We start from the raw sequence: 14277 nt of genomic DNA, 5'->3' as shown, positions 1-14277 counted from the left end.
GCACCCTCACTCCGGGCCCGCCGGGGTCAGGGCGCGCAGGCAGAAGGCGGTGATGCGCTCGACGTCGTCCGGCGAGGGCTCGCTGCGCTGCCGCAGCCGCTCGGCCAGTGTGCCGATCGTGGCGTGGGCGATCAGCGCCGCATCGGAATCCGGTGCGGCGCTGCCCAATTCCGCGAGCGTGTCGCGCAGCAGCGCGGCCAGCGCGCTGTCCACCGCGCCCGGTCCCGCCGCCAGCCCGAGACCCGGCCCTGCGGCGTTCCACAGGACAGCCAGCGTCGCGGCCGCCGTCCGCTCTCTGGCCTGCGCCAGAATCGCCGCCACCCAGCGCCGCACGCGCGCACGCGGGTCGGCCTCCTTGCCCATCTGGTGCGCCACGTAGCCGGTCAACCGCTCGGCTCCGTCCTCCAGCAGGGCGGCCACCAGCGCGTCCTTGGACGGGAAGTGGCGGTAGAAGGCATCGTTGGACAGTCCCGCCGCGGCGACGATATCGGCCACCCGCGGACGTCCGGCGGTACCGGCCGCGCTGATCACCGTCAGCGCGGCGTCCAGGAGCTTGCGTACCTCGGCGGCGTAGTCGGCACCGCGTTTGGCCAACGTCCGCCGGGCGATCCTGGTCGCCACGTCGTCGGCCGGCGCCGCCGTCACGTTCTCTGCTGCCACCGCACGGTTCTCCCTCCGCTTCCGCTGTGCAGAAAGCCGTCTTCTCCAGCGATGCTGCATCCTCTGACCGGGCCGTTCAAGAATTGCATTCTGAACTCAGAGAAGTCTATTCTCGCACAGAGAGGAGTTGTCATGACGTGGGATCATGATGTGCGAGCTCGCCGGGACGAGCGGATGCCGCGGATGAGCCGGCTCGACGAGTACCGGATCGAACGGGACGGCGCGGTCTCCGTCATCCGACTGAACCGGCCCGACGCGCGAAACGCGCTGACCATGGCCATGATGCGGGGCATCGGCGCGGCGGTGCTGGCGGCCGAAGCCGATCCCACCATCCGCGTCCTGCTGCTCACCGGCTCCGGCGATCGCGCGTTCTGCTCGGGCATGGACCTGCGCGCCTTCGCCGACGGCGCCACGTTCGACGACGACGACCCGGCCACCAGCGCCTACACCCGCCTCGCGCACGGCCGGGTCACCGTCCCGGTGGTCGGGGCGGCGAACGGTTCCGCGATCGGCGGCGGGCTCGAGCTGCTGCTGGGCAGCGATCTCATCATCGCCTCCGAGTCCGCGCAGTTCGCCTTCCCGGAGGTGCGACGCGGCTTCTTCCCCGGCGGCGGTGGCACTTTCATCGGTTCCCGGATCCCGATGAACATCGCGCTCGAGCTGACCCTGACCGGCGAACCGATCACCGCCACCCGCGGCTACGAGATCGGCTTGGTCAACGCGGTGGTCGCACCGGATCAGGTGCTGACGACGGCGCTGAGTTACGCCCAGCGGATCGCCGCCAACGCGCCGCTGGGCCTGGCCGCCTGCAAAGAACTGGTCCGGCTCGCCGTCACCGACGCCGGCCGCGCGGGCGCACGGCTGCGGCATTGGCAGGACACGGTTTTCACCAGCGCCGACGCCAAGGAGGGCGCGCAGGCGTTCCTGGAGAAGCGGCCGCCGGTGTGGCGGGGGAGCTGAAGTGCGCGCGGCCGTCTGCCCGGCATACGGGCCGCCGGAGGTCGTGCAGCTGCGGGAGTCGGCCGCGCCGCGACCGGCGGCAGGCCAGGTGCGGGTCCGGGTCGCCGCCGCGGCGGTCAATTTCCCGGATGTGCTGTTGATCGCCGACAAGTATCAGGTCAGCGTCGCGCCGCCGTTCGTCCCAGGCAGCGAATTCGCCGGCGTCGTCGAGGAACTCGGCGACAACGTAACCGGATTCGCGATCGGCGACCGGGTGACCGGCACGGGGTTGTTCGGCGCCTTCGCCGAAGAGGTGGTGGTCACGCCCGACGCCCTGACCCGGATACCGGAGGGCGTGGATCTGCGGACCGCCGCGGCCTTCGGCGTGGCCTATCGCACCGCCTACCACACGCTGCGGTCGGTGGCGCGGGTCGGCGCGAGCGATCGGGTGATCGTGCTCGGCGCGGGCGGTGGGGTCGGGCTGGCCGCCGTGCAACTGGCCGTGCGAATGGGGGCCGAGGTCACCGCGGTGGCCTCCTCGCCGGAGAAGCTCGCCGCCGCAAGCCGATACGGCGCCCGGCATCTGATCGATCACACCGAGAGGCCGTTACGCGACGCACTGCGCGCCGCACTGCCCGACGGTGCCGACGCCGTCATCGATCCGGTCGGTGGTGACCTCGCCGAACCCGCCATGCGGTCACTGGCACGCCGCGGGCGTTTCGTCACGGTCGGCTACGCCTCCGGCGTCATCCCGCGTATCCCGCTGAATGTGGTGCTGCTCAAAGGCGTGCGGCTGCTGGGGTTCCAGTTCCAGGATCTCGATCCGGCCGAATATCGGCGCAACGAGGGTGAACTCGCGGCGCTGCTGGCGGACGGGCAGGTCCGGCCGCACATCGGCGCGCGCTACCCGCTCGAACAGGTGGCATCCGCGCTGCGGCACGTGGCCGACGGCCGCGCGATCGGCAAGGTCCTGGTGGACGTGTGGCGATAAGCCGCTCAGCGCGCCGGGCTCCGGCGGAACCGGCTGAAATCCGTGCACTGCGGGCACCCGCGGGCCCAGCCGCGCGATCGGGTCACACGTAGTCGACGCCCACCGACGGGGTCTGCGGGAGGGACTGACAGGTGAGCACATAGCCCTCGGCCACGTCCTCGTCGGTGAGGGCATCGTTCACCCGCATCTCGACGCGACCCTCGACAAGCCGTGCCATGCAGGTGCCGCAGTTGCCCTCCTCACAGGCGAACGGCGGGTTGAGCCCGGCCCGCTTCGCGGCCTCCAGCACGGTTTCGCCGGGACGCGCCTCGATGGTGGACTTCGTGCCGTCCAACAGCACGGTCACCACCCCGCAGGTGACCGACTCCGGCGACTCGGACAGTGGGGATACGGCCATGACGGCACACTCCTGATCGGTGGGGACGCACAGCGCCCGACGTCGCACCGGCGTCGCGGTCGCCGTTCCGGCGCAGACTGAGCACTCGCCCAGCATGCTGTGCTGTGCACATGCTTAGCATGGTTCTTCCAGAGAGGTCAATAGGGACAATAGGGAGACACACGGCGGACGGCAGGCCGGATCAGCGGCCGGTCCAGCGCGGGCTGCGCTTCTCGGCGAACGCGCGAGGGCCCTCCTGCGCATCCTCGCTGGTGTAGCAGCGCACCGAGGCGTGCCGCGCGGCTTGCAACGCGGCCGAGCGCCCCATCTCGGTCGCGAGCATGACCGTCTCCCGGGCGGCCCGCACCGAAAGCGGAGCGCCCGCGAGAATCTCGGCTGCCAGCCCGAGCGCGGTGTCCATCAGATCGTCCGGTTCAGCCAACCGGTTCACCAGCCCGATCTCATAGGCCCGGCGCGCATCGATCGGCTTGCCGGTCAGCAAAATCTCCATCATCACCCGCTGCGGGATCATGTGGATCAGCGGCGCGGCCCACGGCGAGCTGCGGCCCACTTTCACCTCGGTGACCGCGAAGGTCGCGGTGGTGCTCGCGACGCACAGGTCGCATGCCTGGGCGATCATCCAGCCCCCGGCGAAGGCGGCGCCGTTGACCGCCGCGATGGTGGGCTTGGACAGCTCCAGGGTGTCGTAGGGCAGCGGGTACATGTCCCGCGGCGGCACCGTCATGCCGGTCGCGACCATCTCCTCGAGATCCCCGCCCGCGCAGAAGGCTTTCGACCCCGCGCCGGTGAGGATCGCGACGCGCAGCGTGGAATCGTGCTCGAACCGGTCCCAGGCGTCGAACAGGCCCTCCCGCACGTCCCGAGCCAGGCAATTGCGCCGTTGCGGCCGATTGAGGGTGATGATCGCGATCCCGTCAGGGCGGGCCTCGAAGACAACGGCGTCGGACATCAGAACCCTCTCCGCTGGACGACGTGGGCCGCGCGTTCCAGCTCTTCGCGAAAATCAGGGTGCGCGACGGCGATCAGTCTGCGGGTGCGTTCGGCCAGCGTCTGCCCGGCGAGTTCGGCGGCGCCGAACTCGGTGACGATCACGTCGACGTCACTGCGCGCCGTGGTGACCGGCCCGGACAACGTGGCGGTGATCCGGCTGACCGTGCCGCCTTTGGCGGTCGACGGCAGCGCGAGGATCGCGTGCCCACCCGGCGAACGGGCGCCCGCGCGGACGAAGTCCACCTGCCCGCCGGTGCCGCCGAGGTAGGCCGCACCGGTCTGTTCGGCGTTCACCTGCCCGGTCAGGTCGACCTCCATGGCGGAATTGATGGTGACCAGCCGCTCCAGCCGTGCGAGCACGCCCGCGTCGTGGGTGTAGTCGGTGGCGCACATCCGGATCGCCGCATTGCGGTCGGCGAACCGGTACAGGCGCTCGGTGCCGATGAGCGCGCCGGTGACCGACACCCCGCGATCAATGGTCTTGCGCGCGTTGGTGATCGCGCCCGACTCGACCAGGTCGACCAACCCGTCGCCGATCATCCCCGAATGCACGCCGAGATCGGTGCGGTCGTGCAGCAGGCGCAACACGGCGTCGGGCACGGCGCCGACCCCGATCTGCAGCACCGCGCCGTCCTCGATATAGGCGGCCGCGTGCCCGGCGATCGCTTCGTCCACCGGGCCGATCCGCGCGGGCGGCACCTGCACCGGCGGCCGGGAAACCCGGACGGCGTAGTCGATTTCGGCGCCCGGCAGCCGCTCCCCCAGCGTGAAGGGCACCTGGTCGTTGATCTCGGCGACCACGACGCGCGCCGCCGCCACCGCCGCGCGCACATGGTCGCTGACCAGGCCGAAGCTGTGCTCACCGCGCTCGTCGGCCGGACTCACCTGCACGAAAGCGACATCGCAGCCGAGGATTCCGGCTTCGATCATCGGTCCCACCCGGCTGACGTGGCAGGGAACGATGCTCAGCCGATGCTCTTTGGCCAGCGACCGCAGCGCACCGATCGCTCCCATGCTGGACAGGGCGAATGCCTCGGTCGCGGCCGGGGTGAACAGTCCGGAGAAGCTCGTCGCGATGAACGCGGACACGCCACCGATCGCGCCGCCCTGCGCGATGAGCGCCTCGATCAAGGTGGTGGGCTCGCCACACGCCTGCCCGACCACGATGCGGTCACCGGCCCGCAGGATCGTCGTGAGGTCGAGGTCGGCGGCCTCGCGCAACGCGGTCACCGCTGCACCCGGCCGTTCGGGCGACCATCGGCGGCCGATGGCAGCCGGCCGAGCACCTCGGCGGTGTCGGCGCCGAGCCGGGGCGCGGCTGCCGCGACGCGCCCCGGAGTGCGGGAGAACCACGTTGGTGGTCCGGGAAAGCGAACCGTTCCGTACGGAGAATCAACAGTCTCGAAGAAAGTCGCATCGGCGAGATGCGGATTGTCGAAGAGCTCGTCCAGCGAGCGGACCGGCGCGGCCGGAATGTCCAGCGACCGGAGCAGATCCAGCCACTCGCGGGTGGTTCGCTCGCGGAACGTCTCGCCGAGGCGGGCATAGACGGTGTCGATGCGGGCCGCGCGCTGTTCCAGGGTCGCGAACTCCGGGCCGGCCCACGGCGGGCGCACCGCCTCGACGAACGCCGCCCATTGCTTGTCGTTGTAGACCAGCGCGGACAGGTAGCCGTCCGCCGTGCGATAGGGCCTGCGGTTCGGCGTCACCGCGCGCGGATAGGCCGCGGGCCCCAGCGGCGGATCGAACATGGCCCCGTTGGCGTGCTCGACCAGCATGAACGCGGCCATCGTCTCGAACATCGCCACCTCGACCTCTTGCCCCTGCCCGGTGCGTTCCCGGTGGAACAGCGCCATCGTGGTCGCGTACAGCGCGGTCATCCCGGCGATCTTGTCGGCCATGATGGTGCCGACGTACCCGGCGGTGCCGGTGAGCTGCTCCTGAACGAAGGGCAGACCGCACTCGGCTTGGATGGTGTCGTCGTAGGCGGTGAGCCCGGCGTCGCGGCCACGGCGGCCGTAGCCGTAGCAATTGGTGTAGACGATCGAAGGATTGAGCGCGGCCACGTCGTCGTAACCGAAGCCGAGCCGGGCGATCGCCGAGGCGCGCATGGAATGGATGAATACGTCGGCCTGCCCGACAAGTTCGCGCAACGACCGCTTGCCGTCCTCGGACCGCAAGTCGAGCACCACGCTGCGCTTGCCCCGGTTGACATTGACGAAGACGCCGCTCATCCCCCGTTCCGGACCCACCGAGATGTAGCGGGTGTTGTCGCCGTCCGGTGGCTCGATCTTGATCACGTCCGCGCCCATGTCGGCCATGATCTGCGTGCAATACGGGCCCATGACCATCGCCGTCAGATCGACGACACGGACTCCGGACAGCGGACCACTGTGTGCCATCACCATGCCTCTTTCCGCAACCCCTCCGCCGCCGCCCCTTGCCCCCGCAACCGGCGCCGAGCCTATCTGATGAATCTTTGCAAGGATAGTGATATCAAGGACGCTGTGGACAGTTTCAACGGCGGCGCCCCGCCCGGCGCGCCCGCCCTTCGCCCCATCGCCCAGGTGCTGGACACCGCCCTCGGCTCCCGCCCGGACGCGATGGCCGTGGAAGCCACCTCCGGCGCCTGGACCTACGTCGAACTCGACGACCAGGCCCACCGCGCGGCGGGCGCGCTCTGGTCACTGGGCGTGCGTCCCGGCGACCGCGTGGCCGCCTGCCTGCCCAACGACCTCGACATCGTGGCGGCCTTCCACGGCGCGCAGCGCATCGGCGCGGTATGGGCGGGCATCGGCGAGGCGCTGGCCGCGAACGAACAGCAGTACCTGCACGATCTGTGCGAACCGGCCGTCCTGCTCGCCGGCCCGCGGTGCCGGGTGGACTCGCCGCGGACGGTCGACCCCGAGCACTGGGCGGCGCTGCTCGACCGCGCGCCCGCGCCACGGGTCGAGCAGGACATCGACGCCCCGGCCGGAATCGCCTTCACCAGCGGCACCTCCGGGCAGCCCAAGGCCGTGGTGCACAGCCAGCGCAACCTGCTGCTGCCCGGCGCCGTGCTGACGGCGACCCGCGGCTGGGGGCCCGAGCTGCGTAAGGGCGACAGCTTCCCGCTGACGATCCTCAATCTGATGGTGCTGTCCACCCTGCTCACCGCGCAGGCAGGCGGCTGCGCGGTCGTCATGGACCGCCGCGATGCCGATGGTGTCGCCGAGTGGATCGCCGAGCGTCGCGTCACGGTCTGGAACGGCGCACCGGCGCAGCTCTACGACCTCGCGCGCAAACCGGGACTCGATCTCGGCTCGCTGCGCGAAGTCTGGAGCGGCGGCAGCGACACTCCCGACTCGGTGCGCGCGGCTTTCGCGGCCGCGCACGGACCGGTGCCCCGCGTCACCTACGGTCTCACCGAGGCGCCGACGGTGGTCTCGATCGATCCGCCCGGCGACGGATGGGTCCCCGGCGCCAGCGGCCGGGTGCTGCCGCACTACGACGTCGCCGCCTACGACGACGAGGGCCACCGGCTGCCGCCCGGCTCGCTCGGCGAGTTGCGGCTGCAGGCGGCCGCCACCGGCCCGTGGGCCGGAATGTGGACGCCGATGCTGGGCTATTGGGAGCGTGGTGGCGTGCGGCCGCCGGAGCCGGGCCCGATCCCTACCGGCGACGTCGGCACCGTCGACGCCGAGGGCACGCTTTCGGTGCTGGATCGCAAGAAGATGGTCATCATCCGAGGCGGGGCGAACGTCTACCCGCTCGAGGTGGAGCGGGTCATCGCGACACACCCCGACGTGGCGAAAGTCGCCGTGTGCCCGGTGCCGGACGAGCGGCTCGGCCAGAAAGTCGCGGCCGTGATCGAAAGCGCGGTTCCCACAATAGATCTCGACGCCGTAGCGCGATTGTGCCGACGCGAGCTGGCGGGATACAAGGTGCCGGAGATCTGGACCCGCGTGGACGCGCTGCCGGTGAACGCCATGGGCAAGATCGAGCGCACGCGCCTGACCGAACTGGTGACCGCGCCGTCCACGACGCAGGAGCAGCCGTGACCTCCCGATCCGATCGCGCCCCGCACATGTTCGATCTCGACGGCCGGGTGGCGATCGTGACGGGTGCGTCGTCCGGCCTGGGCGCCGCGGTCGCGGAAGCGCTGGCCGCGCTCGGCGCCCGGGTCGCTGTCGCGGCCCGTCGCACGGACCGGCTGACCGAACTCGCCGGGCGCATCGGCGGGCTCCCCGTGAGGTGCGACCTGAGCCGGCCCGAGGACATCGGCGCGGTGGTCACCGCGGTGGTCGACGGCCTGGGACCGCCGGAGATCCTGGTCAACGCGGCCGGAAACCGGTTCACCACCGAACGCGCCGAATCCGAGCCGCTCGACGCCGTGCACCGGACCCTGGAACTCAATCTGGTGGCCCCGTTCCTGCTCGCCCAAGCGGTGTTCCCGCATATGCGCGCGGTGGGCCGCGGCTCCATCGTCCACGTCTCCTCCATCAGCGGCCGGGTCGGCGTGCCCGGCATCCCGCAGGCGTCCTACGCGGCGAGCAAAGCGGGACTGTCCGGCCTCACCGCCGAACTGGCCGTGCAATGGGCGCGACATTCGATCCGGGTGAACACGGTGGCGCCCGGCTTCTTTCGCAGCGAGATCACCGACAGCCTGTACGACGACGAGCGCGGCGCCGCCTACCTGCGCCGCAACACCCCGCTGCCGGTCGAGGCGGAGGCCGCGGACATCGTCGGCGCCGTCACCTGGCTGGCCGGTGACGCCGCCCGGTACGTCACCGGCCAGACCATCGTCGTCGACGGCGGCTGGACCGCCCGGTGAGTGGAGGTCCCGGCCGGTAACCACCGGTTGACACCCGAATCGGACGGTGGGAGCATGCTTTTCTACTATGAGAATCAGATTCTCGTTTATGAAAATGACTTCGCAAAACCTTGGTATTCACCCGTTCTAGGAAGGGAATCTCCCCGCATGTTTGCCGCAGTGCTGATCGAGAAGGGCGAGGCGGGACCGAAGGTCACGCTGACGGACGTGGACGAAGCGACGCTGCCCGAGGGGAACGTCGCCGTCGAGGTCGCGTACTCCACCCTCAACTACAAAGACGCCCTGGCCATCACCGGCAAGTCCCCGGTCGTGCGCGCGTTCCCGATGGTCCCCGGCATCGACCTCGCCGGTGTCGTCACCGAGAGCAGCCACGCGGAGTGGTCGGTGGGCGACGATGTGATCCTCAACGGCTGGGGCGTGGGGGAAACGCACTGGGGTGGCCTCGGTCAGCGAGCCCGCCTGAACGGGGACTGGCTGGTACCTCTGCCCGCCGAGTTCACGGCACGTCAGGCGATGGCGATCGGCACCGCGGGTTACACCGCGAGCCTGTGCGTCGAAGCGCTGCTGCGCCACGGGCTGCGCCCCGACCAGGGCGAGATCCTGGTGACCGGCGCGACCGGCGGCGTGGGCAGCATCGCGATCGCGCTGCTGAGCAAGGCCGGGTTCACCGTGGCGGCCGCCACCGGCAAGACCAGCGAGACCGCCTACCTCCAGCAGCTGGGCGCGGGCACCGTGGTGGATCGCGCCGAACTGGCCGAGCGCGGCAAACCGCTGCAGAAGGAGCGCTGGGCAGGCGTGATCGACACCGTCGGCAGCCACACGCTGGCCAACGCGTGCGCCCAGACCCGGTACGGCGGCGCGGTCGCCGCCTGCGGCCTGGCCCAGGGGATGGACTTCCCGGCCACGGTCGCCCCGTTCATCCTGCGCGGGGTCACGCTGCTGGGCATCGACAGCGTGATGGCGCCCAAGCAGCGGCGGCTGGACGCCTGGGCACGGCTCGCCCGTGACCTGGACCCGGCCGCGCTGGACAGCATCGCCCAGGAGATCCCCCTCGGCGAGGCGATCACCGCGGCCGACCGGCTCATCGACGGCACCGTGCGCGGCCGGATCGTCGTCGACGTGAATCGTTGATCAGGAGCATCTGGTGACCAGGAAATCGACGAAATCCGCCGTGGAACTCGACCTGTCCGACGTCGACCACCGGGTCGGCAAGCCGGTGGGCGGCGGGCAACTGTGGGACCCGTGCAGTTCCTCCGACATCCGCCGCTGGGTGATGGCGATGGATTATCCCAATCCGCTGCACTGGGACCAGGAATTCGCCCGGGAATCCCGCTACGGCGGCATCGTGGCGCCGCAATCGATCGCGGTCGCACTGGATTACGGGCACGGGGCGCAGCCGGCATGTGTCGGCCACATCCCGGGCAGCCACCTGATCTTCGGCGGCGAGGAATGGTGGTTCTACGGCTGCCCGGTGCGTCCGGGCGACAAATTGTTCCAGGACCGGCGATTCCACGATTACAAGGTGGTGGAGACGAAGTTCGCCGGGCCGACGATGTTCTCCCGCGGCGACACCGCCCACCGCAATCAGAACGGTGTGCTGGTCGCTCGCGAGAGGTCCACCGCCATCCGTTATCTGGCGTCGGAGGCCACCAAGCGCGGCATGTACGACAACCAGCTCGGCGCGGTGCGGACCTGGACCACCGCGGAACTGGCCGAGATCGAATCGCTGCGCCATGAATGGATCCTGTCCAACCGGGACGGCGTCTCGCCGCATTTCGACGAGGTGAAGGTCGGGGACCGGCTACCGCGCCGGGTGATCGGACCGCACACCATCGCCAGCTTCACCACCGAATACCGCGCTTTCCTGTTCAACATCTGGGGCACCTTCCACTGGACCGCGCCGGAGGGCGTCGAGGACCCCTGGGTCTACCAGGATCCGGGCTGGACCGAAGGATTCGCCTTCGACGAAGAGGGCGCGCGCATCGATCCGCGCAAACGCGACGGTCTGTACGTGGGCCCGTCCCGCGGGCACATCGACGCCGACAAGGCGGGCGAGGTCGGGATGGCGCGTGCCTACGGCTACGGCGCCACCATGGGCGCTTGGTGCACCGACTACCTCTCCTACTGGGCCGGGCACGACGGCATGGTCCGGCACAGCAAGGCGGACTTCCGCCTGCCCGCCTTCGAGGGCGACGTGACCTATTTCGATGCCGAGATCATCGGCAAGGAAACGGATTCGGCGTGGGGCGTGCCGCTGGTCCAGGTGAAACTGCGGCTGACCAATCAGGACTTCGGCGTGCTGGTGGACTGCACCGCCGAAGTCGAACTCCCGTACTGAGGTTCGATGATGACCACCGACACCAACGACGCCCTCGCGCGAGCCGTGGCGATCGCCACCGGCCCGCCGCTGTCCGACGAGCCCGGGCTCGGACCGCTCACCCTGCCCGGCTTCCTGCGCGAGGTCACCGAGCGGTACGGCGACCGCGAAGCGCTCGTCGCGCACGCCGACACCGGCGTCATCCGCTGGACCTATGCCGAGCTGTGGGAGCGCGCCACCGAAGTGGCGCGCGCCCTGCGCGCATGCGGGGTGGGCAAGGACAGCCGGGTCGGCGTGCTGATGACGAATCGGCCGGAGTGGCTCTCGGCCGTCTTCGGCGCCTCGCTGGCCGGCGCGGTGGCCGTCGCGTTCAGCACCTTCTCCAGCCCCGCGGAACTCGACCATCTGCTGCGGCTGTCCGGCGTATCGGTGCTGCTGTTCGAACGGACCGTGGCGAACAAGGATTTCGCCGCCGTGCTGACCGGACTGGAACCGGCGATCGGCGCCGCCGCGCCGGGCGCCGTGCGCTCGGCGGCCTACCCGTTCCTGCGTCACCTAGCGGTGGTCGGCGAGCCGGTGCCGGGCGGAGCGATCGATTCCTGGCCCACGTTCTTGGTACGTGGGCACGCCGAGCCACCGGCGCTGGTCGAGGCGACAGCGGCCACGGTGCAGCCCAGCGACACCGCGGTGCTGTTCTTCTCGTCGGGAACCACCAGCAAGCCGAAAGGCATCCGCAGCGCCCACCGCGGCGTCGCCATCCAGATGTGGCGGTTGCGCCGCATGTTCGGGTTCGGCCCGGACGACGACGTGCGCTGCTGGACCGCCAACGGCTTCTTCTGGTCCGGCAACTTCGGCCAGGCGCTCGGCGCCACCCTGGCCGCGGGCGGCAGCCTGGTGCTGCAATCGACCTTCGACGCCGCCGCTGCTGTGGACTTGATGCGGGCCGAGCGGGTGAACTTCCCGGTCGCGTGGCCACATCAGTGGGCCCAACTCGAAGGCGCGCCCAACTGGTCCACCACGGACCTGAGCAGCCTGCGATTCGTGGACGTGAAGACGCCCGCGGCACGCCACCCCCGTGTGTCGACCACCTGGACCGAGCCGGGGCACGCATACGGCAACACTGAGACGTTCACCATCACCACGTGTTTTCCGGCCTGCACACCCGAGGAGGAGATCGCGGGCAGCAGCGGCCGACCGCTGCCGGGAAATACCGTCAAGATCGTCGACCCGCTCACCGGCGGCGTCCTGGCGCGCGGCGAGCGCGGCGAGATCTGTGTCAAAGGACCGACGCTCATGCTCGGCTACCTCGGCACCGCGCTGGACGAGACGCTCGACGCCGACGGATACTTCCACACCGGCGACGGGGGCTACCTCGACAACGCGGACCGGCTGTACTGGGAAGGCCGGCTGACCGACATCATCAAGACCGGCGGCGCGAATGTCTCCCCGCTGGAGGTCGACGAAGCGTTGATCCGGTACCCGGGCGTCAAGGTCGCGCGGACCGTCGGCGTTCCGCACGAGACGCTCGGCGAGGTCGTGGTGGCGTGCGTGGTGCCCCACACCGGCGCGACGGTCGACGGCGCGCAGCTGCGCGCGTTCCTGCGGGAGCGGCTGGCCAGCTACAAGGTGCCGCGGCATGTGCTGTTGTTCGCCGAGGAGGACATCGCGCTCACCGGCAGCGCCAAGATCAAATCCAGTGACCTGCGGCAGCTCGCCGCGAAACGGCTGGCCCACGGCTAGCGCCGGGGCGGGCCGCCGCCTGCCACGCTTCCGACGATCATCGGCCGGAGAGCCCGGCAATGGCCTCTTGCCCGAATTGCTCGCACTGACGCGCGCCGAGCCGGGCATAGATCTTTCCCAAGGATTCCAGGTAGGGCCGCAACTCCGCCGGACCCGCTTCGGGCCCGCTCGGCGCCGCATCGAGAGTCGCGATGAGGCTCTGATGATCCTGCGCCGATCCCAGTGGCGGCCGCAGGCTCGCGACGCTCGAGCGGAAATCGGCGGCGCGTTCTTCCGCCCGCCGGCGCACCTGTTCGATGCTAGAGACCTCCCGGCGCTGCAGATCCGGCAGTGTGCGGACGAAGTCCCTTTGCGCAGCGCACAACCCGTCCAATTGCCGGGCGTAATCGGATTGCGACGACGTCTCGTCCCCGCACCCGGACAGCAGCACGGCCACCGCTACAACCACCGACCGACACACAATGCGCATTCTCCCGACCCTAGAAATCCCGCGACCGGCCCGCGTGACGCGCAGGCGTCGATCGGGTGAACAAGAGTCTTCGCACGCGCCCGGCGGGCCGGGCTTCACACCGGCGGGTCGAGCTGCTATACATTAGGGGAGGCTTACCTCGTTAGTCGAGGCTAACCTCAGTGAAACGGTGACCCTTGGCTGTGAGGCTTCATGTACGTGTGCATTTGTAACGCGCTGTCCGAAGGTGACGTGCACACCTGCGTTGCGGCCGGGGCCGACAGCGTCCGACAAGTGAAGAACGCCTGCGGCTGGAAGCCCGGCTGCGGCAGTTGCACGGCGCGATTGGCCGAGGTTATCGGCCGTGCCCGCGCGACGACCGGGGCACAGCCCACGGCCGCCTGATCCGACACACCAGGCGGTCTCTGCCGCGCTGCGCACATTTTGTGCCACGATCGCTGCTATGGACGGCGACAAGGACATCGTGGCGTTGCTCAACGAGCAACTGACGGCCGAACTCACGGCGATCAACCAGTACTTCCTGCACGCCAAGATGCAGGAGAACTGGGGCTTCACCAAGCTGGCGCGGCACACCCGGCACGAATCCATCGATGAGATGAAACATGCCGAGCTGCTCACCGACCGGATTCTGTACCTGGAAGGGCTGCCCAACTACCAGAAGCTCAACCCGCTGCGCATCGGACAGAGTGTTCCGGAGCAACTGCGGGCCGACCTGCAAATCGAGTTGGAAGCGGTCGAACGGCTCCGCCGGGGCATCGAGTTGATGCGTTCGCGCGGCGACGTGACCTCGGCGCGCATCTTCGAGCACATCCTCGAAGACGAGGAGCAGCACGTCGACTACCTGGAGACCGAACTCGATCTGGTGGAGAAGCTGGGCGAGCCGCTGTACCTCCAGCGCTTCACCGAGTCTCCGGAGGACTGACCCGGCCTCCGGGCGCCCGCGAACGGCTGCCCGGCCGTA

At 69.8% G+C, this 14277-nt stretch carries 15 protein-coding genes; 9 read left to right on the top strand and 6 right to left on the bottom strand.

The window, feature by feature from the left end; translation table 11 throughout:
• Positions 1-6 precede the first annotated feature (6 nt).
• On the bottom strand, positions 7-660 hold the full coding sequence (locus ON19_RS14035) for a TetR/AcrR family transcriptional regulator (RefSeq protein ID WP_227954722.1): 654 nt from the start codon (positions 658-660) through the stop codon (positions 7-9).
• Positions 661-792: 132 nt separating this feature from the next.
• Between ON19_RS14035 and ON19_RS14030 the strand changes: the two genes are divergently transcribed.
• Both ON19_RS14030 and ON19_RS14025 read left to right on the top strand, forming a co-directional pair.
• Positions 793-1620 (top strand): enoyl-CoA hydratase-related protein, encoded by an 828-nt coding sequence (locus ON19_RS14030; protein WP_227954721.1) that lies wholly within the window; start codon positions 793-795, stop codon positions 1618-1620.
• A 1-nt stretch (position 1621) separates the two neighbouring features.
• The gene (locus tag ON19_RS14025; protein WP_043691303.1) at positions 1622-2590 is read left to right on the top strand and encodes an NADPH:quinone oxidoreductase family protein; all 969 of its coding nucleotides are present in this window, start codon (positions 1622-1624) and stop codon (positions 2588-2590) included.
• 82 nt (positions 2591-2672) lie between these two features.
• Here ON19_RS14025 and ON19_RS14020 read toward each other — a convergent pair whose 3' ends face one another.
• The 4 genes from ON19_RS14020 to ON19_RS14005 all read right to left on the bottom strand — a co-directional run bounded on the left by ON19_RS14020 (position 2673) and on the right by ON19_RS14005 (position 6379).
• Positions 2673-2987, bottom strand: a complete 315-nt coding sequence (locus tag ON19_RS14020) for a 2Fe-2S iron-sulfur cluster-binding protein (protein ID WP_051168848.1) — start codon at positions 2985-2987, stop codon at positions 2673-2675.
• Between the two features lie 181 nt (positions 2988-3168).
• The gene (locus ON19_RS14015) at positions 3169-3936 is read right to left on the bottom strand and encodes an enoyl-CoA hydratase/isomerase family protein (protein ID WP_043691301.1); all 768 of its coding nucleotides are present in this window, start codon (positions 3934-3936) and stop codon (positions 3169-3171) included.
• On the bottom strand, positions 3936-5207 hold the full coding sequence (locus ON19_RS14010) for an acetyl-CoA hydrolase/transferase family protein (RefSeq protein ID WP_083899362.1): 1272 nt from the start codon (positions 5205-5207) through the stop codon (positions 3936-3938). Before ON19_RS14010 ends, ON19_RS14015 begins: the two co-directional genes overlap by 1 nt.
• Positions 5204-6379: a CaiB/BaiF CoA transferase family protein gene (locus tag ON19_RS14005; RefSeq protein ID WP_043691524.1), complete on the bottom strand. Its 1176-nt coding sequence runs from the start codon at positions 6377-6379 to the stop codon at positions 5204-5206. The genes ON19_RS14010 and ON19_RS14005 overlap by 4 nt, the downstream gene beginning before the upstream one ends.
• Positions 6380-6484: 105 nt before the next feature.
• Here ON19_RS14005 and ON19_RS14000 point away from each other — a divergent pair, with 105 nt between their 5' ends.
• The 5 genes from ON19_RS14000 (at position 6485) to ON19_RS13980 (ending at position 12847) form a co-directional block, all read left to right on the top strand.
• Positions 6485-8017, top strand: a complete 1533-nt coding sequence (locus tag ON19_RS14000) for a class I adenylate-forming enzyme family protein (RefSeq protein ID WP_227954720.1) — start codon at positions 6485-6487, stop codon at positions 8015-8017.
• Positions 8014-8790: an SDR family NAD(P)-dependent oxidoreductase gene (locus tag ON19_RS13995; protein WP_043691299.1), complete on the top strand. Its 777-nt coding sequence runs from the start codon at positions 8014-8016 to the stop codon at positions 8788-8790. The genes ON19_RS14000 and ON19_RS13995 overlap by 4 nt, the downstream gene beginning before the upstream one ends.
• 147 nt (positions 8791-8937) lie before the next feature.
• Entirely contained in the window at positions 8938-9921 is a 984-nt protein-coding gene (gene acuI / locus ON19_RS13990; RefSeq protein ID WP_043691298.1) for an acrylyl-CoA reductase (NADPH), read from the top strand.
• Positions 9922-9934: 13 nt separating this feature from the next.
• Positions 9935-11128 carry an FAS1-like dehydratase domain-containing protein gene (locus ON19_RS13985; RefSeq protein ID WP_043691295.1) on the top strand — a complete coding sequence of 398 codons (1194 nt, stop codon included), beginning with the start codon at positions 9935-9937 and terminating at the stop codon, positions 11126-11128.
• 9 nt (positions 11129-11137) lie between these two features.
• Entirely contained in the window at positions 11138-12847 is a 1710-nt protein-coding gene (locus tag ON19_RS13980; protein WP_043691293.1) for a class I adenylate-forming enzyme family protein, read from the top strand.
• 37 nt (positions 12848-12884) lie between these two features.
• Here the strand turns inward: ON19_RS13980 and ON19_RS13975 are convergent, their stop codons facing one another.
• Entirely contained in the window at positions 12885-13283 is a 399-nt protein-coding gene (locus ON19_RS13975; protein ID WP_043691290.1) for a hypothetical protein, read from the bottom strand.
• Between the two features lie 225 nt (positions 13284-13508).
• Here ON19_RS13975 and ON19_RS40190 point away from each other — a divergent pair, with 225 nt between their 5' ends.
• Entirely contained in the window at positions 13509-13700 is a 192-nt protein-coding gene (locus ON19_RS40190) for a (2Fe-2S)-binding protein (RefSeq protein WP_083899360.1), read from the top strand.
• Positions 13701-13758: 58 nt separating this feature from the next.
• A complete protein-coding gene (bfr, locus tag ON19_RS13970; RefSeq protein WP_043691287.1) occupies positions 13759-14238 on the top strand; it encodes a bacterioferritin in 480 nt (159 codons plus the stop codon).
• The last annotated feature ends 39 nt before the right edge of the window (positions 14239-14277 follow it).

The organism is Nocardia abscessus NBRC 100374, from assembly GCF_000308455.1.
GTDB classification, from domain to species: domain Bacteria; phylum Actinomycetota; class Actinomycetes; order Mycobacteriales; family Mycobacteriaceae; genus Nocardia; species Nocardia abscessus.
This window is presented reverse-complemented; position numbering and strand designations above follow the sequence as displayed.